Origin of the sequence: Halomonas sp. SpR1, assembly GCF_031010175.1 — a bacterium.
Taxonomy (GTDB): Bacteria; Pseudomonadota; Gammaproteobacteria; order Pseudomonadales; family Halomonadaceae; genus Vreelandella.
The window spans coordinates 11,997-35,039 of sequence record NZ_JAUAMB010000044.1; the positions used below are offsets into that span (position 1 = coordinate 11,997).

The following is a 23,043-nucleotide window of genomic DNA, read 5'->3' on the forward strand; positions in this document are numbered from 1 at the left end:
GGTGAGTGGAGTGCTACTGGTCTGTTGGCGCTAAGCGATACAAGCCGCCCTGTGGGGCATCAGTAAGCAGGTAAATAGCGTCATCAGGGCCTTGGCGAACATCCCGGATACGGCCTACTTCGCCCTGTAAAATCAGCTCTTCTTCGGCGACTTGACCCTCTTCTAGGCGCAAACGCAGTAGTTTCTCGCTACCTAGCCCGCCGGCTAATAAGCTGCCCTGCCACTCGCCGAAGGCTTCACTGGTCACTTCAGCAAGCCCAGCGGGGGCGAAGCGGCCTTCAAAGATATACACAGGATCCACCATGCCGGGTAACGAGTCTTCGCCAATTGGCTCATTGGTCGCGTAGTCATTGCCCTGGCTGACGGTTGGCCAGCCATAATTGTTGCCCGCTTGGATATGATTCAGTTCGTCGCCGGTGCGGGGGCCGTGTTCTGATGCCCAGGCTTCGCCGTTACTGAGCACGGTCATGCCCTGAATATTACGGTTACCCATGGAGTAAATTTCATCCAGAGTGGTGTCATCGCCGACAAATGGGTTGTCGTCTGGAACGCCGCCCGTAGCGGTAAGGCGCAGGGTGGAGCCGGCATGGTCATCGCTTGCCTGGGCGCGGGGTGGTTCACTGCCACGGTCACCAATACTCATCAGCAGGGTGCCGTCGGGCAGCCACGCTAATCGTGAGCCGTAGTGGCGGCCAGGCCCAGAGGCGCGATCCTGTTCAAACAAGTGCTCAACTTCACCCAGCTGGTCATTTTGCCATTTTACCCGCGATAACGCCGAGCGGCTGTTGTTGCCGTCGGGCTTGCTCCAGGTGAAATAGATCCAGTCGTTATCACCGTCGCTATTTCCGCCTTCGAAATCAGGATGTAATGTTACGTCCAACAGCCCGCCCTGGCCCTGAGTACTCACTTCGGGCATGCCTTCCAAGGTGCTGGCTTCACCGCTATTGGGGTCGACGAGTTTCATCTGCCCGCCGCGTTCGCTCACCAGGTAGCGGCCATCGGGTAGAAATACCACCGCCCATGGGTGCTCGAACCCATCAGCAATGCGCTCAATGGAGAGAGTAAGGTGATCGGTCTCCAGTGATTCCTGAATGATTTCCGCCTTTGCCGTGTTGATAGCGCTTGCCAGCACTAACCCACTGATCCCAGCTAAAACCGCAGGCAGCAGTCGGGTAGGGTGGCTGTTGTTCACATAAAGCATAGCGTGCCCTCTGGTGAAATTAATCATTGGCATCCTTGCCAGTAGTCTAGCAGTGACCCTATCGCCACGTGGGGGTTCAACTATTACATGAGCAGGGCAAGTAGCACGGGCAGGTAAAACAGCGCTAATAGCGTAGAGCAGAAGACCAAACTGGCTACATAGACGGGTTCGCATTGGGCACGCTGAGCGAAGAGATAATTGAAGACCGCCACTGGCATACACATTTGCAGCACTAAAATGCTTTGCGCCAGTGGTGGAAGGCCCACCCAGCCAGCGATCAGCCAGGCGACACCAGCGGCGAGAGGCACTCGCACCAGGCTAAATCCGAGCCCTGAACGCAGGTTTTTCACCTGGATGCTGGCCAGCGATACGCCCAGGGTAATGAGCATGAGGGGTACCGTGAAACCGGACATCAAGTCCACCGTATTTGCCAACCAGGCAGGCAGAGCAGTGTCGGTCAGCAGCAGCGCCATGGAGATGGCAATAGCGTAAACTGTGGGTGTTTTGACAAGGGTTTTGAGCGGGTTGCCCTGACTATTAAGCACGGCGCCTAAAGTGAACTGAAACAGCGATACGGTCACCATCACCGTAATGCCGTAGGCAAACCCGGCACTGCCAAAGGCATAGAGCACCACAGGCAACCCCATGTTGCCGGTGTTGGGGTACATCATGGGGGCAAGTAAGACCCGCCAACTGCGGCGCAACAGTTTTGCCACCACAAAGGTCGCGGCCCCCATGGTGAGAATCACTAACGCGGCGGCCAGCATGGTTTGGCCAAAGGTGGTGGCATCAATATCGGCGCCCGCAAGAGAGGCCAATACCAGTGAGGGAGTACCAATGTTAAATACCAGCCGGGTAATGAAGTCGACCGGATAGGGATGGCCTAAGCGTACCCACAGGTAGCCGAGCCCTGCACCCGCGAGTACGGGCGCCATGACGGCAAAAAGTTCGGCAAGCATTGGCTGTCCTTGGCAATCGTTAGCCGCCCATTGTCGTTAATAAGCGGGCTAACTGGCAAGGCAAACACTCGAATTAACCTACACAGTGGCGGTTGAGGCGCGCCACGGAGCGGGCACCTGGCTACGTAAGAACTCTAGTAGCGCGTGGGTGCGACGTGTCTGGTGCCCGTAAGCATAGAGCAGCGTGATAGGGAGTGGCACTGGCTCCCAGCCGGGTAGACAGTTGATTAATTCTCCCGGGTGATGCTGTTCTCGTTTAGCGGTTAACCAGTGTGAAAGCAAGCCGATGCCCTGGCTGCGCGCAATGGCGTCTATATGCAGGGCAGTGAGATCTACCCGCAGCCGTGAGCGGGGCGGGTTAAAGGTGTATTCGCCATGCTCTGGATGAGTGAGCAGCAGGCCGTCAGAGGCCGTGCCCAGCAGGTCTATCCAAGCGTGTTGGTTGAGTTCTTCGGGATGGCGCGGCGTGCCAGCCGCAGCTAAATAGCGTGGGCTGGCATAAAGCCCGCGGGATAGGTGGCCCAAGCGCTCCTGATTTAGCCCGCACTCGTGAGTGGGCCCCAACCAGACATGCACGCTATTGCTGTGCATTTTGGTGGGTGGTGACTCTCGGGTATGCAGGGTCAACTCAACCTTTGGGTGGCGTTGTAAAAATGCCTCAATAGCACTCGCCAGCCAACTACGCGCCAGGGCTCCGTGTACCTCAAGGGTTATTTCACCGCTAATCTCCTCACGCAGCTCAGCGAGTGCCTCCTGGCTATGCGCCGCCATTGCCAAGAGTTCGGTGCAGTAGTTATGAAACAGCAGCCCCGCCTCGGTGGGAATTAAGCGGTTGGCCTGGCGGCGCAGCAGCGGCTGGTTAAGCCGGGTTTCAAGCTGGCTGATGCGGCGACTCAGGGTCGATTTGGCTAGCCCGAGCTTTTGCGCACTGCGTGTCAAACTGCCCGTGGTCATCACATCGGCAAAGGCGGTCAGTTCGTCAAAGTCATACATGGTCAGGCCCACGGGAAAAGGGTGAGCGTTAATTGTGCCATTTTTTGGTGCGAATATAAATAATAGGCATTTGTGTTCCGGTATGTTGAACGTACCGTCTCACCCAAGAGTGCAAAGAGTGTGTAAAAATATTAATGCTAATAATTCGCATTTAATAGAGCGAATGCTCATCCACACTGCCTACATACTATGAAGGACGAAGTTATGTCTCCCTGTTTGCGCCGTACGCTGCTGGCCAGCGCCATCTCTTCGCTTGCCAGTAGCGCTCTATGGGCACAAGAAACGCCCCACTTAGACGATATGGTGGTAACCGCGTCAGGTTTTGAGCAGCAGATCACCAATGCGCCTGCCTCTATCAGCGTGGTTTCGAGGGAAGAGTTAGAGCGGGGGCACTATCAGAGTGTTACCGATGCGCTGCGCGATGTGCCCGGTGTGATTGTCACGGGTGGAGGCGCGGGGGATAACGGCCAGGATATCTCCATTCGCGGCATGCCCTCCCAGTACACGCTGATACTGGTGGATGGCCGCCCGCAGAATTCCCGCGAGTCTCGCCCCAACGGTAGCGCAGGGTTTGAACAGGATTGGCTACCGCCGCTACAGGCCATCGAGCGTATTGAAGTAGTGCGCGGCCCCATGTCGACGCTCTACGGCTCTGATGCGATTGGTGGCGTGATCAACGTGATAACCCGTAAGGTCGCCCAGCAGCGGCACGGCAATGTTCAACTCGACACCGTGCTTCAGGAAGACAGCGACTCCGGAGATAGCCGCCAAGCTAACTTTTATCTCAGCGGCCCGCTAGTGGGCGATCGGCTAGGGCTTCAGCTCTACGGACGCACCTCTCAGCGTGACGAAGACAATATCCTTAACGGCTACGAAGATAAAAGCCTGCAAAGCCTGACTGCCCGGCTAAGTCTGGCGGCAACGGAGCATCACGACTTTACGCTTGAAGCCGGCATTACGGAGCAAGACCGGCAGTCGCTAATGGGTAAATCCGCGCCATCAGAGGGCTGCCGCGGAGGCTGCTCCGATAGCTTTAACGAATTTACCCACCAACATGTCGCTGTGACCCACAGCGGGCGCTTCGACTGGGGAACCAGCGAAACCTATCTGCAGCGTGAAAGTAGTGAAAACAAATCGCGGGATATTGAAATCACTAACACCACCGCCAAAACCAGCGCGGTCATTCCGCTAGGGATACATATGCTGACGGTAGGGGCCACCTACGAGGAGGAGTCGCTCGACGATAGCACGACGAATCAATTGCCCGGTTCTAATCGTAGTGAGATCGAGAACAGCCAGTGGGCGCTGTTTGTAGAAGATGAATGGATGCTCACCGATTCTTGGGCATTGACCGGCGGTTTACGTGTCGATGACGACGATAACTACGGCAGCCACCTCAGCCCGCGCCTTTACAGCGTGTGGAATATGACCCCTGACTGGACGTTGAAAGGCGGTGTCTCTACCGGCTACCGTGCGCCCAACCTGCGTGAGATCACCCCCGACTGGGGGCAGGTCAGCCGTGGTGGCAATGTCTACGGCAATCCTGATCTTGAGCCAGAAACCTCGCTCAATAAAGAGATGGCCCTGCTTTATGCTAACGACGATGGCTTGAGCGGCAGCGTCACGCTGTTCCATAACGATTTTGACGATAAAATTACCCGCATCGCTTGCCCCATCGATATCTGTACGGATGGCGCCAATCAGTTTGGCAGTGATCCTACCTATCGCATTAACGTTGATGAAGCGGTGACCCAGGGCGTAGAGGCGAGTGTGGCTGCGCCGCTAAGCGATACCGTTGAGCTAACGGCCAGCTACACCTATACCGATAGCGAGCAAAAGAGCGGTGAGTATGCAGGCGAGCCATTAACGCAACTGCCTAAGCACCAGGTATCCGCTTCGTTAGATTGGCAAGTCTCTGCAAAGTTGAGCCAATGGACTAAAGTCACCTACCGCGGCGAAGAGAGCCAACCGACTAGCGGCCCTTCAAGCAGTGATATTGTGGCTCCTTCCTACACCTTTGTAGATGCAGGCATTGGCTACCAGCTAAATGAAACGACTCAGTTGAACGCGGGGATCTACAACCTGTTCGACGAAACGATCAACTATGACGAGTACGGCTATGTAGAAGATGGCCGCCGGGTTTGGCTAGGCCTCAACGTTGCCTTCTAAGCGCTAGCTTGCTGTCATAAGCGCAACACTGCAGCGGCTATCCAGCGATAGCCGCTTTTTTAGCGGCTTGGGAAAGGGGGAGAGGTGGGGGCAGAAACAAAAAAGCCCCAGCGCATGGCCGGGGCAGAAAGAGAACATCGAAACAGAGCATCGAGACAGTAGCGAGCTGGAACCGATTAGAACTCGTAGCGGGCGGAGAGCCACAGGCGGCGACCCTCTTCGCTATTGGCGTAAACGTTGCCAAAGCTGGTGCCATCGCCGTAAGCGCGGTAGTCGACAAAGTCTTTGTCAAACAGGTTGTAGATGGTCGCGCTCAGATTAAGCTGATGGGTAACCGCGTAATTACCGCCCAAGTGAAACAGTGAGTAGGCTTTAAAGTCGCCCAGGTCATCAAACGAGGGCGCGCCGCGGACGCGCTCGCGGTTACGGTAGCGTTCGCTGCGGTACTCTGCTGACAGCCAGGTATCCAGCTTAGCCGTTGCCTGCCAGCGCAGCGTGGCGTTAATGGCGTGTTCGGGGGTGTCCGTTAGCGGCTCGCCCTCGTTTTCGCCACTCTTCTGTTCGCTATCGGTGTAGGTGTAGTTGGCATTAACGCGCCAATCAGGGGCGAACTGGTAGCTGGTAGAGAGCTCGACCCCTTGGGTGATCGCCTCGTCGACGTTGACCTGTTGGCTGTACAGGCCGTCAGGAATCAGCGGGTCGTTTTCCACCAGAATATCGCTGCCGCTGGCAATCTTGTCGTCAAACTGGTTGTGGAACAGCGTGGCGCTGGCAGTGAAACCCTGTTGGTTATCGTAATGGGCGCCGATCTCGCTGCTGGTGCTGGTTTCAGGTTCAAGATCCGGATTACCGATAGTCAGTATCGTGCCCTGACCGGTCACACCGTTAATGCCGTCATGCAGATCATTAAGCGACGGCGTTTTGTAGCCACGGCTAACACCACCTTTCAATGTCCAGTTAGGCGTTGTGTTCCACACCAAGTAGCCGCGCGGGCTGAACTGGCTGCCAAAGGCGTCATGGTGATCGTAGCGTCCGCCCAGGGTTAGCGCTAAATCGTCGCGCAGCAGCCACTCATCTTCGGCAAACAGTGACCAGGTGGTCTGCTCAAAGGTCTCACCGGCCAAGCCATCGTCAAGCTCTGCCTCCCACCACTGCATACCCACGGTGGCCATATGATTGTCTAACGGCATAATGAATTTGCTATCGAGCACGGTATTGGTGGTTTCCAGCTCCCGTGGGGCACCGCCGATAATGCTGGGAAAACCTTCATAAGCGACGCCCATATCGCCAGGGATTGTACGGCCCTTGGTTTCGGTAGTGTTGCGCATCAGGCTAGATTCCAAGGTGCCCGAGGCAAAGCGGCCGGTGTGACCAAGGGCGATTTGTTCGCGCTCAAAACGGAGTTCATCCGAATAGCCGGTAGCGCTGCCGGGGTCGGGTGCACAGCTACGGGTACGGCCATCCAGGGTGCCTAGCTGGCACTCGTCGTTGTCGTAACGCTGACGGCTAACTTCACCATCCAGCCATAGGTCGTGGTCGTTGCTAGGCGTCCAGGTCAGTTTGCCACCCAGGCTGTAAGTGTCGCCTTCTACGGGGCTGGGGCCGCGTTGGTCGACTTCGACAGGCTCACCGTTGTTATCGGTATAGGTAAGCTCGGAAGCGTCGCGCTCATAAATCCGCCCACGCAGTTGAATGCCCAGGGTATCCTCTACCAGAGGGCCGCTGGTATAGAGGTTGATCTCGCGGCGATCGCCAAAATCGCGATCCTCGTTAAAGGTGTTTTCGACCCCAACAGAGCCTGTCCACTCGCGGCCCACCCGGCGGGTAATAATGTTGATGACACCGCCCATGGCGTCAGAGCCATACAGCGTCGACATCGGCCCGCGAATCACCTCAATGCGCTCAATGCTGGAAATAGGTGGAAAGAAGCTGGTGGAAGTTTCACCAAAGCCATTGGGGGTGACGCTGCCCGCCGCATTTTGGCGGCGGCCATCGATCAGGATCAGCGTATAGTCGCTGGGCATGCCACGGATACTAATGTTGCGCCCACCGGTTTTGCCCACCGCGCCACCCACATCCACCCCTTCAACGTCGCGCAAGGCATCGGCAATGCTGGTAACCCGTTTACGCGAAAGCTCCTCGCGGGAGATGACTGAGATGCTGGCTGGGGCGTCGATCATTGCCTGTTCAAAACCGCTGGCTGAGACAACGATATTGTCCAACTGTTGACTCTCTTGGGCAGAAGCGCCCGCAGAAACAGCGAGTGTAACGGCGCTAGCGAGAACAGAGCGTGTAAAGAGTGGCATGTCATTCCCCTTGGTGACGATAATTATTAGCTAATGGTATTGATTGTTAAATAGGTGCGGGAGTCTAAAAAGAAAAGTTCCCAAACGCGAGGGGGGGATCAAGGAACGTTACGTTGCGTAAACTGAAACATAAGCTCGGCGTAGGATGTGGTGGAAGGGTTGCATAAAGTGGAACGCGCTATTCCCACGAATAGTAGTGCAAGTGTTTTTGAGAATCGTTACTATCTTTTTTGAATTTACCGCGCCGAGAGAAATATATGCTGGTCACAACGAAATCGATCCACGCCATGCTAGGCACTTCTTTGCGTAAAGGCGTGGCTGCCGCGCTTCTCAGTTCATTGGTAGCAGGTGCTGCTCAAGCACGCACGCTGGATACCGCGTTTGGCGACGTAGACGTGGAGGGAACACCTGAGCGTGTTGTGACCCTATACGAAGGCGCGCTAGATGCCGCTCTTGCCGCCGGTATTACGCCACTGGGCGCCGTCACCACGCGCGGCGGCGATAACGTCGCCGAGTACGTGGAAGCCCATTTGGGCGATGATCGACCCGCCATTATGGGCGTTGTCAGGGAAATCAATATTGAAGCCGTGCTGGCGCAGCAGCCGGATCTGATTTTGGCGCCCGCCCAGCTTTCTGATGAACAGTACCAACTGCTTTCACGTATTGCGCCAACCGTTGTTCCGCATACCCAGCCATTAGCCGCGGATAACTGGGAAGCTGAGGCGCGACTTTACGGCGAAGCGTTAAACCGTGAAGAAGCCATTGAGGATGCCATTGCCGCGGTAGATCAGCGCACTGCAGAGCTGGCTGACGCGCTAGCCGCCGCCGACGTAAGCGGCAGCGCCTTTTTAGTCCGCTGGATGCCGGGTGGCCCGATGGTCATGTCGGAAAACCTGATTGCCACGGGTCTGCTGGAGCGGGTCGGGCTGGATGTGCAAGGTGCGGATCTGATCGGTGAGCGCGGCGTACACAGCGATGTGCTCAGCCTGGAAAACCTTGCCGAGATAGACGGTGACTGGCTCTTCCTGGCCACCCTCAACGAAGATGGTCAACAGGCCTTGGACGCCGCTAAACAAAGCCCTGCGTTCACTCGCCTCAATGTGGTTCAGCAAGAGCAGGTGGTGCCAGTGAATGGCCAACTGTGGAGTAGTGCCAATGGCCCGCTGGCCGCCCAAGCGATTCTTGATGATATAGAGGCTGCGCTGTTGCCGTGACGGTTCCTCGTTTTGCAACGCCTGCCATCTGGCGTGCCTCACCTCGTCTGCTAATGATGCTACTACTCACCGCCCTTGTGGCGGTGAGTGGCGTTAGTTTATTGATTGGCGCGGGCAGCGTTGGCCCCGGCAGGGTGTTGGCGCTGCTAAGCGGCGCCCAGGACAGCGAAGCGCGCTTTATTGTTTGGGAACTGCGCGCCCCGCGTACCTTAATCGGCATTGCGGTAGGTATGGCATTAGGCGTTGCCGGGGCGCTGCTGCAAGCGGTTGCCCGCAACCCACTGGCCGAGCCAGGGCTTTTAGGGGTTAGCGCGGGGGCGGCGTTTGCCGTGGCGCTGGCCCTGGTGCTGGGGGCCAGCGCCGCCACTTTGCGCATTTCAGTCGCTCAGCTCGGCGCCTTGGTGGGCTGCGTGTGCGTCTTAAGCGTGGCGCGCTTTCGCGGTGTGGGTAACGACCCTATCCGGCTCGTGCTCGCCGGGGCAGCGTTTTCGGGTCTGCTGGCGTCATTAACTTCGTTGCTGCTGCTTTACGACCAGCGCGCCGCCGATGAAATACGCTTCTGGGTGATTGGCAGTTTGGCCGGTCGCCGCTTGGATGACTTGTTCGCCGTACTGCCCAGTATGCTGGTGGCGTCTGCCATGGTTGCACTGATCGCCCGACCATTAGCTGCGCTAGCACTGGGCGAGCGGGTTGCCTCGGGGTTGGGGCACCACCCCAACTTGATTCGCTGGCTGGTCGTCGCCTGCGTGGCGCTTTTGGTGGGGGCTGCCACCGCCATCGCCGGGCCGATTGCCTTTGTCGGATTGGTAGTACCGTTTGTGGCCCGTGCGTTCGCCGGGCCGGATATTCGCCGTACGCTGCTGTTTTGCCTGCCCATCGGGCCGCTTATGGTGCTCGCCGCCGATATCATCTCCCGCGTGGTGGTGGCGCCTTCAGAACTACCCCTGGGCGTGCTCACGGCGTTATGTGGCGCCCCCGTTTTAATAGCGGTTGTACGTGCACGCCGCTTACCGATGTTATGAGTGGGTTTATGAAAACCGCATCAAGGCCTTCTGTATCAATGACTGGCTCAACGGGTAAATCTGCTGCTATGCCTTTCTCTTTTGCTGCCCAAGCGGTGTCGGGAGAAAACGGCAGCGTATCGCCGCCTCCAGGGTACTGGCGCTTCGCTTGGCGATATCAACAGGGTGCGCACAGCGTCCTGTTTGAACAGCGAGCGGTGGTGGTCAACCTGGGCCTATTGGGCGCGCTACTGGTTGCCAGCATTATCTATCTTAGCCTCGGCAGCGTTAACGTCGCGCCAGCAGCGGTGCTGCAGGCGCTGTTGGGCAATGCGGATATGATGGCAAGCTTTGTAGTGCAAGAGCTACGCTTGCCACGTTTGGCCGCTGCCTGCACTACCGGGGCGGCCTTCGCATTAGCGGGCATTCTAATGCAGACCCTGGCCCGCAATCGCCTGGCAACGCCTGGTATTATCGGCATTGATAATGGTGCGACGGCGTTTGCGGTGGCCTCCATAGTGGGTGTCGGCTTTTCCATCGCGCCGCCCGCCATGGCGTTGGCTGGGGCGACCACCGCCGCGGTACTCACTTTCGGCTTAGCCGCGGGCAGTGGTACCCAGGGCTATCGCTTTATTGTTGCGGGGATTGGCGTGGGCGCGGTGTTTGGCGCGGTGACGCAACTGATGCTGGCGCGAGTCGCCATTGACACCGCCAATGCCGCCTACCCATGGACGGTTGGCTCGCTCAATGCTCGCCCCAGCGGCGCACTTCAGTTGCTGATGCTCGGCTTGGCGTTAGGGCTGGCCACGGCAATGGCGCTAGCCCGCTCGCTTACACTGCTGCGTTTCAAGGATGCCACCGCTAGCGGGTTAGGCGTGAACGTCAAACGGCGCCGGTTGGAAGTGTTGCTGCTATCTGTCGCGCTAACCGGGCTGGCGGTTGCCGTTGCCGGGCCGGTGGGTATGGTGGGATTGATTGGCCCTGAGATTGCCCGGTCAATGTCGAGCTCCCGTAGCGTGCCGGTTTTGGCGGCAACGCTGGCGGGGGCGCTGGTCATGGTGCTCGCCGACTTGGCCGGGCGTACGTTGCTGGCGCCTATCGAGATTCCGGTGGGCATCGTTACCGCCGTGGTCGGCGGGCCCTGGTTACTTTGGATATTAATGCGCCCCCAACGGAGTTTTACATGAGCCAATCCCCGGCGTCGCCAATTCCCTCTCTGGCTACCCAGGCACTGGGCATGAGCTATGGCTCACGGCAGGTGATTGATGGCTTGAATATCACCCTGCCCAGCGGCCAAGTCACCGCCATTGTGGGCCCCAACGGTTGCGGTAAATCAACGTTGCTGGCCGGGCTTGCCCGCCTGCATAAACCCGACAGCGGCGCGGTATTACTGGATGGTGGCGATATTCAGCGGCTGCCCACTCGACAACTCGCTACGCAGCTGGCGCTACTGCCCCAGGAAGCCGTCGCGCCAGAAGGGCTCACCGTGACCGAACTGATCCGCTTTGGCCGCCAGCCCCACCAGGGCTGGCTGCGCCAGTGGTCAGCAGAAGACCAGCGCGTGGTGCAGCACGCGTTGGCGGCGGCAGGGCTTGAGCAGCTCGCGGATAGGCCAATTGATGCGCTCTCCGGCGGCCAGCGGCAACGCGCCTGGATTGCAATGACCATCGCCCAACAAACCCCGCTGTTGTTGCTGGATGAACCCACCTCTGCGCTGGATCTTGGCCATCAGATTGAAGTGTTCGAGCTGGTACGTGAGCTGGCCTGTCATGGCCGCACCGTGGTGATGGTGCTGCACGATCTGGCCAGCGCCTGCCGCTACGCCGACCATCTCATCGCCATGCGCGAAGGGCAGATTGTAGCGGAAGGGCCGCCCGCTCAGGTGGTTACGCCTGATCTCGTGCGAACGCTCTATCAAGTAGAGTGCACGCTGCTGCTAGACCCCGATACCGGCAGCCCGCTGCTGGCCAATGTGCGACGCAGCACGGCACCCGCTTAACCCCCCACGCATTAACGCGTTGAGCCCGGGCATTGAATTCATTACGCTAGCGCCTACCTAGTTGGCCTACAACAACCTCAGTAAGGAATGCTCGTGGCTCCTTCTCCACCCCGTTCTCAGAATCAGAGCTTTCAAGCCCTGGTGCGGCTACTCCGCTACGCCAAAGGCTATCGGCGGCGCATTATTGCCGCTACTACCTGTTCAGTTATCAACAAGCTGTTTGATATTGCCCCAGAAATTTTGATTGGTGTGGCCATCGATGTCGTGGTCAACCAAGAGCAGAGCTTTGTGGCCAGCCTGGGGTTTGAAACGCCCCAACAGCAAATCACTATGCTGGCGGTACTAACGTTTGTTATCTGGGCAGGGGAGTCACTGTTTGAGTACCTGTTCCAAATTCTGTGGCGCAACTTAGCCCAACGCTTACAAGCGGATATGCGCCAGGATACCTACGAGCACGCCCAGAGACTGGATATGGCGTTTTTCGAGTCGAAAAGCTCCGGCCAGTTGGTGGCCACCATGAACGATGATGTCAACCAGCTCGAGCGCTTTCTGGACGGCGGGGCGAATGCGATTATTCAGGTGGTCGTCACCGTGGTGGCGGTTGGCGCGGTCTTCTTCGTGCTTTCGCCACTGATTGCGCTGCTGGCGTTTACGCCGATTCCGCTGATCATTTGGGGCGCGTTCTTCTTTCAGCACAAAGCCGGGCCGCTGTACAGCGATGTGCGCGAAAAAGTCGGCGATTTAGCCAGCCGCTTATCCAACAACCTTAGCGGCATTGCGACAATTAAAAGCTTTACCAGCGAAGACCGCGAGGCCGAGCGCCTGCGCGATGCCAGCGAAGCCTACGTAGACGCCAACAGACGGGCGATCAAGGTGAGCTCTGCGTTTATTCCGGTCATCCGCATGGCGATTTTGGCCGGTTTTCTTGCCACTTTCACCGTGGGCGGCATGATGGCGCTCAACGGCTCCCTGAACGTGGGCGCTTACGGCGTGCTGGTGTTTTTGACCCAACGCCTGCTCTGGCCGCTGACCGGCCTGGCCCAGGTGATCGACCTGTTCGAGCGCGCCATGGCCAGCACGCGGCGCATCCTCGATCTGCTCGAAGTGCCGATTACGGTAAAAGACGACAGCACCACACCGCTCACCCAGCCAGTGCGCGGCGAAGTAACGGTTGATAATGTCAGCTTTCACTATGCCACTAGCGGCGTTGGGGTGGATGGTATTCACCTGCACGTGCCCGCAGGCAATACCCTGGCGCTGGTGGGGGCGACAGGGTCGGGCAAATCCACTCTGATCAAACTGCTGCTACGTTTTTATGACCCCGAAAACGGCCGCGTGCTCATTGATGGGCAGCCCATCACCGAAGTGAGTATGAACTCACTGCGTCAATCGATTGGCCTGGTTAGTCAGGATGTATACCTGTTTGAAGGCAGTATTCGCGACAATATCGCTTACGGTAAGCCGGACGCCGACGAAGCCGCGATTATCGACGCCGCCAAAACCGCTGAAGCGTGGAGCTTTATCGAAACGTTGCCCCAAGGTTTGGACACTCCGGTAGGCGAGCGGGGCGTGCGGCTTTCCGGTGGCCAACGCCAGCGGCTTTCACTGGCCAGGGCGCTGCTCAAAGACCCGCCTATCTTGGTGCTGGATGAGGCCACCAGCGCGGTGGACAACGAAACCGAAGCGGCTATTCAGCGCTCGCTAAAACGCATCGCCCATGGTCGTACGGTGATTATGATTGCCCACCGGCTTTCCACCATCGTGCACGCCGATGAAATCGTGGTGATCGAGAAAGGCCAAGTGGCCGAGCGCGGCAGCCACTCAAGCCTGCTGGCAGCTAACGGCCACTATGCCGCCCAGTGGCGGGTGCAAACCGGCGAGGCCCAGGCGGGGGATATGGAGGTACTCAGTCGTTAATCTTTAGAGTTTCATTACTACCGATTAACTAACAGCGCATTAAGGGTGACGGGCACATGCTCGTCAATCTCCTGATAGCCCAGCAGCGACAGCACGGTACGTACCGTGCTGTTGGCCATCAGCGCTCTGCCATCCATCGCCATGGGCTCTGCGTGGGTCACGCGTATCTCGTTCAAGCCTTCACGGGTAAACCGCAGCGGCACGGACTCCTGCTGGTTAACCATGTCGGACTGCACGCTAAACGTCAGCGTTTCAACCAGCGACTCACCAATATCCAAACCGTCTAACCGCTCTGGGGGCATTTGTGCCTCCAGCGTCACCAAGGTGGTGTTCGCCAGCAAGCCTATCCACGGCGGAAGCTCGCCAAAGCGCTCGAGTACATCCGTTTGGCTAAGCTTTAACGGCAAGCGCAGCGTGCCATCGCTCGAGATATCGCCCTGCAGGTCGCGCACCTGATGGTGGTGGGTTTGCGGCGCCTCGCCGTTCAACTGGGTAATCGACGCCTGCACCCGGGACTGGGCCGGGTCAAGCTGCCAGTCCGCCTGCACGGGCAGTACCAACAATAAAGGAAATAGAGCAATCAATGCTTTCACAGCGCGTCTCCGCATAAAGAACTACTCACCAGACTGCCCAATCCACATAAAGTGCCGTAATGACATCAAGATAGCGCAATGGGGCTAGCCTCACACCGCCACATTCGCTATGATATGCACGCTTTTCGGGCCTATAGCTCAGTTGGTTAGAGCAGGGGACTCATAATCCCTTGGTCGTAGGTTCAAGTCCTACTGGGCCCACCATTTAAATCAGTAGCTTAGCAGTTTTCTCTGGTGAGTCCCCTACTCCAAGGGTACAGTTTCGGTACAGTGCCGATCTTTCAGACCCCGGAGATTTTTTGTGGCCACCATCGTCAAGACCCCCTCTGCAACCTGGAAAGCCGTCATCCGCAAGTCGGGTTGGCCTACCACCGCAAAGACCTTCCGTACCAAACGTGACGCCCAAGACTGGGCACGCCGCACTGAAGATGAAATGGTGCGTGGTGTTTATATCCAGCGCAGCGCCTCGGAGCGCATGACGCTCGAAGCAGCACTCAAGCGCTACCTCGCGGACGTTACCCCTACCAAGAAGCCCAGCAGCCAGAAAAGCGAACGCCTCAAGGCCAATACGCTGATCGAGCATTTGGGTAAATACTCTCTAGCAGCCCTTACGCCAGAACTGGTCGCCAACTACCGTGACAAGCGTTTAAACAGTGTGGGGCGCCGAGGGGAGCTAATCAGCCCCAACACCGTGCGCTTAGAGCTTGCTCTACTTGGCCACCTCTTCACCGTGGCTATCCAGGAGTGGGGGCTGGGCCTGACGTATAACCCTGTTCAGAATATACGCAAACCGAGCCCAGGTGAGGGCCGGAGTAGACGTCTTAACTTCGAGGAAGAGAAGCGGCTGTTCGCCGTGTTACGTCAGCACAGCAACCCTATGCTTGCCTGGATCGCCAGAATCGCTCTGGAGACGGGTATGCGCTCGTCTGAGATCTTGACCCTCACTCGCAGCCAGGTAGACATTAAACGCCGCCTGGTGCGCCTTACAGACACCAAAAACAACGAAGCCCGCCTTGTGCCCCTAACGCAAGCCGCGACAGAAGTGTTCAAGCAGGCACTGAATAACCCAGTGCGTCCACTTGATTGCAATCTGGTGTTTTTCGGTGAGCCAGGCAAAGAAGGCAAACGGGGCCCTTACGTCTATACAAAGGTTTGGAATCAAGCCAAGAAGAGGACTGGGCTGAATGACTTTCGCTTTCATGATTTACGCCATGAGGCTGTTAGCCGGTTGGTAGAGGCTGGACTATCCGATCAAGAGGTTGCTGCAATCAGTGGGCATAAGTCGATGCAGATGTTGAGGCGATATACACATTTAAGGGCGGAAGATTTAGTTGTGAAGTTAGATGGCGCAAATTACATCGATTAAAACTATTTTTTAATGGTCTCTAAATATTTAAGGAATCAACATGATTGACTCTCTGAATGACTTAACTGTTAAAGTCCCTTTGTTAAGTTTTATAGCTTTTCTAGGTGTTGTAGCTATAGTTTTTTCTTTTCATTATAGAGTCGGATCTTCTTTGAGTTTTAAAGGAAAGTTGTACGCTTTGATAATTGATCGATCAGATTTTCACGATGAAAATATTAAAATATTTTGGAGAGGCAGGAAAGACGTAGAAAGGTTTAATGCTATTTTTAATATTGGTGCAAAATCAGTGAGTGAGGTTGTTGGGTTTGGTCGCTGGGTTGATAAATATAATCTTGATATAAAGTTTTTAACTAATTTGAAAGGCAGGATTGATTTGGAGAAAATGAGATTGAGACGTGTTGAGTTATGGGAGGTGTTGGCCCTTTTTGTTATGACAATTGTTTTTTTGTTTGGTTTTTTGTTTTTCCTTTCAATTGCTTTCTCAAGTTTTGCATTGGTCAAATTTGATGACAATGAGCCGTGGCTATGGTTAAGTGGTAATAGTGCTCATAGTAATAAACTAGCTGATCTGTTATCTAATGAAAGTGGCTGGGCTATTACAGTATCAGATTGCGATAACAGCCTTGAATCAATTAAAGAAAAGGTGAGGAGTTCAGGGGTAAGCAAGGAAACTGTTGATATAATATGTAGGTCGTTTGCTAATGAAAAGGATAAAGCTAAGATTGAGGAAATAATAAGAGAACAGAGAATCCTAGTTGTGCCAGCATTAGGCGCATTGTTTTTTGTTCTACTACCATATATTGAGTTGCAAAGGATAGGTAAGAGTCTGAGTGCAAGACGTCATGTTTTCAATAAATACCGTTCACGTAGGAAAGTTAAATTTTCTATGTAATGACTTGAACTTTTTTGATTAGGCTAAAGAGGGCAAGGATTTGTTCTCTTTTTTTGTAATTTTTTGTATCGTTCTAATTTTTAGTGTAATTAGTATATTTTTCAGTTTCTTGAGTCGTTTCAGTACATCAGGTTTATATAGATTGATAATCAAGTTAGGTTATTTTGATTTTCAATCTATTATATTTTGATAACCATTTTTATGCTGCCTCTATCTATGCTTGTTGAGTTTTAAATAGCTTAAGTTAACACTACCTTCATTGATCCTAGGTTGATGGAGGTTTAGCTATGAATGTCGAAGATTACATGGTGGAAAGATTCGGTCTCTTAATGAGCATAACTGACTTAGCTGACCTGCTAGGTCGTTCGCCTGATGGAGTGAGGGTTTCTTTATACACCGACACTGAAGTCTCCCGTAAGCTTAAACCAACAATGGTAAAAGTGGGCAGGCGCGTCTATTTTCGTACTCTTCAGGTTAAAGAAGCCCTGAGTTTAGATCATGTTAGAAAAGCGCCTAGCCTTTCTTCTGAGTGAATGCGTCTTTTTCTGTCGTTAAAGATATCAACTGTTTACAAGCTAGCGTTTGAGTAAAGGCAGTATATGACGCACATCACTCCTTCAATTGTTAAAAAAAGGTTAGGTAGAGTAATAGCCTATAATACTGCTTTTTCATTTCTTCCTGGCGTTTCAGTCCCTGCGGCAGTATTTCTTAGTCAGGTTGCTTATTGGAGCAAAAACTCTACATCGGAAAGTCGGGATGGATGGTTCTATAAGAAACAGTGTGGTGATGATAGTTGGGAGGATGAAACAGGTCTATCGCTAAAACAGCAAGTAAGCGCTAGAGCTGCACTAGTAGAGCTTGGTATTTTAGAAGAAAGAAGAAGAGATGTTCCCGCTAAACTATGGTACCGCGTTAATTATGACCGTTTGCTGGAATTACAAGAAAATAGCTTACCTTTTAAGAGTAAGAATAAGAAATGCGGCTCATCTGTAATTGAAAGTATCGTTGGTAGGCTCATTGCCTATTATCCTGATTTCACATTGCTTCCAGGAATATCAGTTACTGGCGCAGTTTTCCTTAGCCAAGCATTTTACTGGAGTGACAATATCACAGCTAAGAGTCGAGGGGGGTGGTTCTATAAAAAACAACGAGGGGAAGATAGCTGGGAATCAGAGACAGGTTTATCCCCAAAGCAACAAGCAAACGCTAGGAAAGCGTTAGCCAAACTCGGCATCCTAAAAGAAGAAAGGATAGGTGTCCCAGCTATTGTGTGGTATCGCGTCGATTGTGAACGTTTATTAGAACTGTTAGTGGAGTACGTAGAGCTTAAAAACTCCTCCAAGAACCGTAGTAGCCAGTTTCACCCTTTGGGAGAATCTGACTTGCCTTTTGGTGAATCTGACTTGCCTTATAGCCAATCTGATAAGCCGAATAGTACATTCCAGAATCGCCAAAAGGGAAAATCTATTACAGAGAATACGTCTAAGATTACAGCAAGAAATAATCGCAGAACTGCTAAAGGCGATCAGCCAGAAGTAGACAATCTTCAGCAGAGGCGCGCCGCAGCACTTCAGCGAAGCGAGCAAATAGCAGATAACAATGCCAAGCGGTACGGCGATACTACGGCCGGTGAACCAGCAATGGTTGGGATACGAAAAGGCATGCGAAAAGGCATTAATAAAAGAAATATCAGGGTAGGGTAAAACAGCAGTATGGCGTTATTCAGGTTAACTCTAAACTATTTAAATAGGGGGTAACTATGACTGATAGTCAGAACACTATGCCCGCTTTAACTGACAGCAGCTTGTCTTGGTTGTGTCGATCACATGCAGTTGAACAGCACGCTATCCAGAGTGAGATTCAAACTCTAGTGATTATCGCGGGCTACGCCTGTGATTTTCTGACTGAAGAGCTTCAAGCACTTCCTGAAGACTTTTTTACCTGCATAGAAGAGATGAAAGAGGTGATGGAGTCTATCGACTTGAGAAGCCTGGATTTTGAAAAACGAGTAATCACGCTCAAGAGGACGAAACGCCGTCTGGAAGCTAAGGCTTCCCTCCAAAATCGAAATAAGGGAACCCCTGAATGAATATAAAAATTTCGTGCGCACGAAAAATGGCGAGTGTCATTTTCCTGGCCGGTTTTAGTTTCTCGTCGCCCTCCATGGCGGCAGGTATTCCTGTTATCGACACAACCAGCATTGCTCAGCAAATTTTGCAGGTCGAGCACATGCTTACTCAAATCAAAAGTCTCCAAGATCAGTTGGACAACATGAGCGGCTCGCGGGGTCTGGCTGGAGTGATCGACTCGGTGTATGACACTACGGTGGATGTTGAACCAAACGAGGTGCTGAGTGACGTCGGTATCCGAGATTCAGGTGAACATGGGCTATCTGGCGATATAGCTGAAGTCTACGACTTGAGTAATGAAAACTCTGCTATTTGGCTAGGCCAGTCGCAAAAGTCACTGGAACAGGCTCAGCAACGTTTTCATGCGCTTTCAGGCCTGATTGCCAAAGTTAATAACAGTCCGGATCAAAAAGACATTCTGGATCTTCAAGCGCGCATTGGTGCTGAACAAGTCATGCTTCAAAACGAAATGGCCAAGCTCACGATGCTGCGCTCTCAAGCTGATGCTAACCAATCGATGCACAACCAGCGTATTCAGCAAATGCGCATCGAGTCATCCGGTGAACCCTTCGAGCTGAATTGGTAATGAGGACTAAACATGAATACCTGGAATTTTTCGTGCGCACGAAAATTTGTAGCCGCCTTTCTGGCCAGTTTCGTTCTAACAGGGTGCTTTGACGACAGTCCAGAGGTCTCCAGGACAGCCCCCACTGAGTCCGTGCATGATGTCGATTGGTTCAAAACTCACGATGATGAACGTCAGTCAACGCTTAGAGAATGTTCGAACAACCCTGCAGAGCTAAGAGACACACCCAATTGCATAAATGCTCTTCAGGCGGAAAGGGCACTATCGAGCGGTGAGCGTTTCGAGCTAGATCTTTCCGGGCTTAAAAACGGTGAAGAATCATGAACTTGTTTGAGGGAATGTTTGAGGTCGTTGATGAAGCACTGGATCAGTACGTTGTTAACACTGTGACGGATCTTATAGCGCACCTCACTCCATTGTTCTCCAGTCTGCTGATCGTCTGGATAGCTATCTGGGGTTATCTACTGATGTTCGGCAAGGCTAGCGAGCCATTGCAGGATGGCGTTTTTCGTATTCTCCGCATTGGTTTAATTATGACGTTAGGACTTTCGGTAGGCACCTATATGGGTGTTGTCGTAGACGTTCTAACCCATGGGCCAGAGGAGATTGCGGCGGTACTTACCGGCTCTGACGGTGGGGCTGCTGCCATATTGGATAGCCTTTTTGCTCGTATCTTGGATGTTGCTGATCAAGCCTGGGACAAAGCGGGGGTAATGAGCGGTGATTTTGGTATGTACCTGGTAGCCATCCTAGTTATGGCTTTTGGTGGTGGCGTCACGATTGTTGTTGCGTTCTTACTATTAGCCAGCAAGGTCGCAACGACTGTACTGCTTGCTATAGGCCCGCTCTTCATCGTTGGCCTGTTGTTCAATGCCACTCAGCGCTTCTTTGAGAGCTGGCTGGGGATGGTCATTAACTTTGGCATGCTGCTGATACTAGGCTCGGCCATTGGCCGTATGGTTATCGATGTAAGCGAATCCTTCATGGACATTGTGGAGACGTCGACTAGCAGCATGGCAAGCATGACGACGTGTGCCTATCTAATAACGTTCTTCGCGCTTGGGATTCTAGTTCTGAAGCAGGTTCCTGGTATTGCTTCAGCCCTAGGGGGAGGGGTTGCTTTAGCAACACAAGGTGCTCTTAGTTCAGCGATGGGAGCTATGAGGCCTTCCTCAATCCGTCGCCAGTATCGTGGTGTTCAGCGTGATGCGCGCATTGCAGGCAGGGCGGCAACGTCCCCATACCGTGGTGCTAAATCTGCATATCGTGCTTATCAGAAGCGTTTCGGCGCTGGCAATACGATGACAGGAGGTTAAGCCATGAAGCCTAAGATCGATGTTTGGCGGGCCTGGTGGGCGTGCGTGCTGCGAAGCTGGGAACTAGGGCTGTCAGGTTTGCTTCTTGGCGTGGGCATTCTTTTAAGCTTGGCCTTACTCCCAGAGTTACCACATTTGGCCTGGGGGACGCTCACTGGAAGGTTTGAAGCTACTCGAACCCTATTCGTATGTGCAGCGGGTATTGCCGTGTGCATCCTTCAGTGGAAATGGCGCTCTGCCATATACCCACAACTCAAACATGATGCGTCAAAGAAGAGAGCCCTATGAGCTACCTACGTTTAACTCCCCAGTAAATGGATGAGTTTTGGGCCGAAAAAGGGCTCCGCCGGGCAGCAGTAAAAGTTGCAGTTCACCCCATCAAATTACAGGCGTCCCTGCCCATATTGCTTTTATAAGTTGATAGCCGGTAGGACGCCTATTGCTCTCTTTTTTCGTACGCACGAAATGGGTTATTGGTTTTAGAGCTAGGGCAGGATTCGCAAAGTGGTACCAAACGTACCCGTCGTGCTGGCATTTGGTACCAAATTGAAAATTATCGATGAGGAGGAATCACAATGAGCGAGCAAGAAATAGTGAAAACCAGACTAACGCCAGACGAAAAAGAGGCTTGGCAGCGTTTATGCCAAGCATCAGGCCGATCAGAATCCGATGTATTAAGAGAGATGATTCAACGTGTCTGTGGAGAAAGTATCGCCGAAGAAGGGCATGACATCGTTCGGGGGCCCAAGTCATGCAAGGTAACAATTCGACTCACACAGCATGAACGAGTCTTGATTGAGGAGCGGGCAGAGTATGAAGGCTTTCGAAATCGTACTCGCTGGGCGTCAGCGCTTATAAGAGCAACGTTGCTTCGAGAGCCTGTCATGAATGAGGAGGAGCGTTCAGCTTTGCTCAATGCGTCCTTTACTCTATCTGACCTGGCTGAAAAATCAGGAGGCACTGTCCTTGGCATAAATCGATTGCGCATTAAAGATCAGGATCGTGAGCAGATTCGCATTGAAGAGCTTCAGAAACGGGTCAGTAAGCTTCACGACAAAGTAATGGCCCTGGTAGCAGGCAGCCAGAAGCGCTGGAACTTAAACTGAGTGAGGGGATGTGGATGCCTCGTTACAGCTTCAAAATTGATTCTCTAACGCCTGAAGATGGTTATGGCTGGGTGCTACGTTACTTTCAGGATGATGTGGAAATATCTGGCTATGAAATCTTTTCAGCACCCGCAGGTGTAGCCTGGATGATTCAACAAGAGTTTGAGAATGCTAAGTTCACTGGCGAGCTATGGGTTAAGAAGATGGCCTCAGATCACTTAAATACGATGGGGAATCAATCCCGGCATGAGCCAGGTACTGAGCAGATGAAATTGTGGCCTGAATAGCAGATGAAGCGGCCACCAGAATTCGTTATGGGCAGCGAACCGCTCAAGGTGTGATGCACTGGTGAAAGCCGTTAAGAAACGCAGCACAGGGCAGAGCTTATCCTAACGAATCAGAGAAGGCCTGCTTTCTTGATGTTACCTTGTTTATCAAGCCCGTAGACACTACCGTCGGCTCGCTGTATCTCTTGTAATACACGAACGTCGGAGCCGTCCAGATCCTCCAATGACTGCCATAGCATACGAGCATGGGTCTGCTGTTGCTCGGGCGATAATTCATTCACTGGAGTTTTACCCTCAAGAGCCATGTTTACTGTTCGATTATTCAGTGAATCGGTTACTGAGTTAAGTCCGTTTTGACTATCGGTTGGCATACCATTGACCTCCGTTTGGATTTGGTAGGGAACATTCGCTGGTGTTCTTGTTGGGAAAGCTACGTATGGCTATTCAAAGCAGCTGCTCATTTTCTCATCAGCTGCTCCAAAGTTTATACTAACCCGCTGTCACTTCATGCAATCGATAGATACGAAGGGAAGCCGAGAGGTCATTCGTATCGACATGATAAAAAACTACTGGAGAGAAGCTTTTTAAAAATCATCCACTTATTTTATTAATATGGGATACCAAACCCGCCCATTTGCCTGGATAGACCTTTTGAGCGATGTCTTGGAAAAGGCACTCTGCTAGTTGTTCCATACCCTGCTCTGAACCGAATATGCCAATGTAATACTCGGCTGTTTCTTCAAGCTTAGAGCGTGCCCGGTTACGCATTTCTTGCGTTACTTCATCCCTTAAGCTTAGGAGCTCCATGTCGGTCATCTTTTCTAAATACATAACTTCCTCTTAAATAAAGGTACCCTAAACTGTTTAGACTCCCTGTCCCTTCTGTAGTGGTTCAATAAAACCGGACACCAACGTAGGTGGTAATATTGCCACCATAAACGAGGTGTCTGATGACCAAGAAACGACGTACTTTTTCGCCTGAATTTAAGCAGGAAGCTGCCAGCCTAGT

The 23,043-nt window shown here is 53.4% G+C and carries 23 protein-coding genes and 1 tRNA gene; 17 read left to right on the plus strand and 7 right to left on the minus strand.

Annotated elements, in window-relative coordinates; all coding sequences use genetic code 11:
- Window positions 1–13: 13 nt before the first annotated feature.
- The 3 genes from QT231_RS21405 to QT231_RS21415 form a co-directional block, all read right to left on the minus strand.
- Window positions 14–1,201 carry a PQQ-dependent sugar dehydrogenase gene (locus QT231_RS21405; protein WP_308338839.1) on the minus strand — a complete coding sequence of 396 codons (1,188 nt, stop codon included), beginning with the start codon at window positions 1,199–1,201 and terminating at the stop codon, window positions 14–16.
- A gap of 83 nt (window positions 1,202–1,284) precedes the next feature.
- A complete protein-coding gene (locus QT231_RS21410) occupies window positions 1,285–2,160 on the minus strand; it encodes an AEC family transporter (RefSeq protein WP_308338820.1) in 876 nt (291 codons plus the stop codon).
- Window positions 2,161–2,238: 78 nt separating this feature from the next.
- Window positions 2,239–3,153 (minus strand): LysR family transcriptional regulator, encoded by a 915-nt coding sequence (locus tag QT231_RS21415; protein ID WP_308338821.1) that lies wholly within the window; start codon window positions 3,151–3,153, stop codon window positions 2,239–2,241.
- A 204-nt stretch (window positions 3,154–3,357) separates the two neighbouring features.
- Between QT231_RS21415 and QT231_RS21420 the strand changes: the two genes are divergently transcribed.
- The gene (locus QT231_RS21420) at window positions 3,358–5,322 is read left to right on the plus strand and encodes a ligand-gated channel protein (RefSeq protein ID WP_308338822.1); all 1,965 of its coding nucleotides are present in this window, start codon (window positions 3,358–3,360) and stop codon (window positions 5,320–5,322) included.
- 176 nt (window positions 5,323–5,498) lie between these two features.
- On the opposite strand, the gene QT231_RS21425 is transcribed toward QT231_RS21420, so the two are convergent.
- A complete protein-coding gene (locus tag QT231_RS21425) occupies window positions 5,499–7,628 on the minus strand; it encodes a TonB-dependent receptor domain-containing protein (RefSeq protein WP_308338823.1) in 2,130 nt (709 codons plus the stop codon).
- A gap of 257 nt (window positions 7,629–7,885) precedes the next feature.
- Between QT231_RS21425 and QT231_RS21430 the strand changes: the two genes are divergently transcribed.
- From QT231_RS21430 to QT231_RS21450, 5 genes are all read left to right on the plus strand, one after another.
- Window positions 7,886–8,842 (plus strand): ABC transporter substrate-binding protein, encoded by a 957-nt coding sequence (locus QT231_RS21430; protein WP_374694421.1) that lies wholly within the window; start codon window positions 7,886–7,888, stop codon window positions 8,840–8,842.
- 53 nt (window positions 8,843–8,895) lie between these two features.
- Complete coding sequence (locus QT231_RS21435) at window positions 8,896–9,864, plus strand: iron ABC transporter permease (protein WP_308338841.1); 969 nt, start codon at window positions 8,896–8,898, stop codon at window positions 9,862–9,864.
- A 68-nt stretch (window positions 9,865–9,932) separates the two neighbouring features.
- Window positions 9,933–11,030 (plus strand): FecCD family ABC transporter permease, encoded by a 1,098-nt coding sequence (locus QT231_RS21440; protein WP_374694423.1) that lies wholly within the window; start codon window positions 9,933–9,935, stop codon window positions 11,028–11,030.
- A complete protein-coding gene (locus tag QT231_RS21445) occupies window positions 11,027–11,842 on the plus strand; it encodes an ABC transporter ATP-binding protein (RefSeq protein ID WP_308338825.1) in 816 nt (271 codons plus the stop codon). The genes QT231_RS21440 and QT231_RS21445 overlap by 4 nt, the downstream gene beginning before the upstream one ends.
- Window positions 11,843–11,929: 87 nt before the next feature.
- A complete protein-coding gene (locus tag QT231_RS21450; RefSeq protein WP_308338826.1) occupies window positions 11,930–13,759 on the plus strand; it encodes an ABC transporter ATP-binding protein in 1,830 nt (609 codons plus the stop codon).
- A gap of 17 nt (window positions 13,760–13,776) precedes the next feature.
- Here QT231_RS21450 and QT231_RS21455 read toward each other — a convergent pair whose 3' ends face one another.
- A complete protein-coding gene (locus QT231_RS21455) occupies window positions 13,777–14,367 on the minus strand; it encodes a hypothetical protein (RefSeq protein ID WP_374694422.1) in 591 nt (196 codons plus the stop codon).
- Window positions 14,368–14,479: 112 nt separating this feature from the next.
- Between QT231_RS21455 and QT231_RS21460 the strand changes: the two genes are divergently transcribed.
- The 11 genes from QT231_RS21460 (at window position 14,480) to QT231_RS21510 (ending at window position 22,034) form a co-directional block, all read left to right on the plus strand.
- Window positions 14,480–14,556: transfer RNA gene (locus tag QT231_RS21460), tRNA-Ile, on the plus strand.
- A 97-nt stretch (window positions 14,557–14,653) separates the two neighbouring features.
- Entirely contained in the window at window positions 14,654–15,718 is a 1,065-nt protein-coding gene (locus QT231_RS21465; protein WP_308338828.1) for a site-specific integrase, read from the plus strand.
- Window positions 15,719–15,758: 40 nt separating this feature from the next.
- Complete coding sequence (locus QT231_RS21470) at window positions 15,759–16,610, plus strand: DUF6216 family protein (RefSeq protein WP_308338829.1); 852 nt, start codon at window positions 15,759–15,761, stop codon at window positions 16,608–16,610.
- A 287-nt stretch (window positions 16,611–16,897) separates the two neighbouring features.
- A complete protein-coding gene (locus QT231_RS21475; protein ID WP_144811171.1) occupies window positions 16,898–17,143 on the plus strand; it encodes a plasmid-related protein in 246 nt (81 codons plus the stop codon).
- A 66-nt stretch (window positions 17,144–17,209) separates the two neighbouring features.
- Window positions 17,210–18,313, plus strand: coding sequence for a hypothetical protein (locus QT231_RS21480; protein WP_308338830.1), 1,104 nt, complete (start codon window positions 17,210–17,212; stop codon window positions 18,311–18,313).
- A 56-nt stretch (window positions 18,314–18,369) separates the two neighbouring features.
- Window positions 18,370–18,699: a hypothetical protein gene (locus QT231_RS21485; RefSeq protein ID WP_308338831.1), complete on the plus strand. Its 330-nt coding sequence runs from the start codon at window positions 18,370–18,372 to the stop codon at window positions 18,697–18,699.
- Window positions 18,696–19,325, plus strand: a complete 630-nt coding sequence (locus QT231_RS21490) for a type IV secretion system protein (protein WP_308338832.1) — start codon at window positions 18,696–18,698, stop codon at window positions 19,323–19,325. The genes QT231_RS21485 and QT231_RS21490 overlap by 4 nt, the downstream gene beginning before the upstream one ends.
- A 12-nt stretch (window positions 19,326–19,337) precedes the next feature.
- Window positions 19,338–19,649, plus strand: a complete 312-nt coding sequence (locus QT231_RS21495) for an EexN family lipoprotein (protein WP_308338833.1) — start codon at window positions 19,338–19,340, stop codon at window positions 19,647–19,649.
- Window positions 19,646–20,641 (plus strand): type IV secretion system protein, encoded by a 996-nt coding sequence (locus QT231_RS21500; RefSeq protein ID WP_308338834.1) that lies wholly within the window; start codon window positions 19,646–19,648, stop codon window positions 20,639–20,641. Before QT231_RS21495 ends, QT231_RS21500 begins: the two co-directional genes overlap by 4 nt.
- 575 nt (window positions 20,642–21,216) lie before the next feature.
- A complete protein-coding gene (locus QT231_RS21505) occupies window positions 21,217–21,747 on the plus strand; it encodes a hypothetical protein (RefSeq protein ID WP_308338835.1) in 531 nt (176 codons plus the stop codon).
- 14 nt (window positions 21,748–21,761) lie between these two features.
- Entirely contained in the window at window positions 21,762–22,034 is a 273-nt protein-coding gene (locus QT231_RS21510) for a hypothetical protein (protein WP_308338836.1), read from the plus strand.
- Window positions 22,035–22,144: 110 nt separating this feature from the next.
- Here the strand turns inward: QT231_RS21510 and QT231_RS21515 are convergent, their stop codons facing one another.
- Window positions 22,145–22,405: a hypothetical protein gene (locus QT231_RS21515; RefSeq protein WP_308338837.1), complete on the minus strand. Its 261-nt coding sequence runs from the start codon at window positions 22,403–22,405 to the stop codon at window positions 22,145–22,147.
- Window positions 22,406–22,625: 220 nt separating this feature from the next.
- Window positions 22,626–22,865, minus strand: coding sequence for a hypothetical protein (locus tag QT231_RS21520; protein ID WP_308338838.1), 240 nt, complete (start codon window positions 22,863–22,865; stop codon window positions 22,626–22,628).
- Window positions 22,866–23,043: the final 178 nt, after the last annotated feature.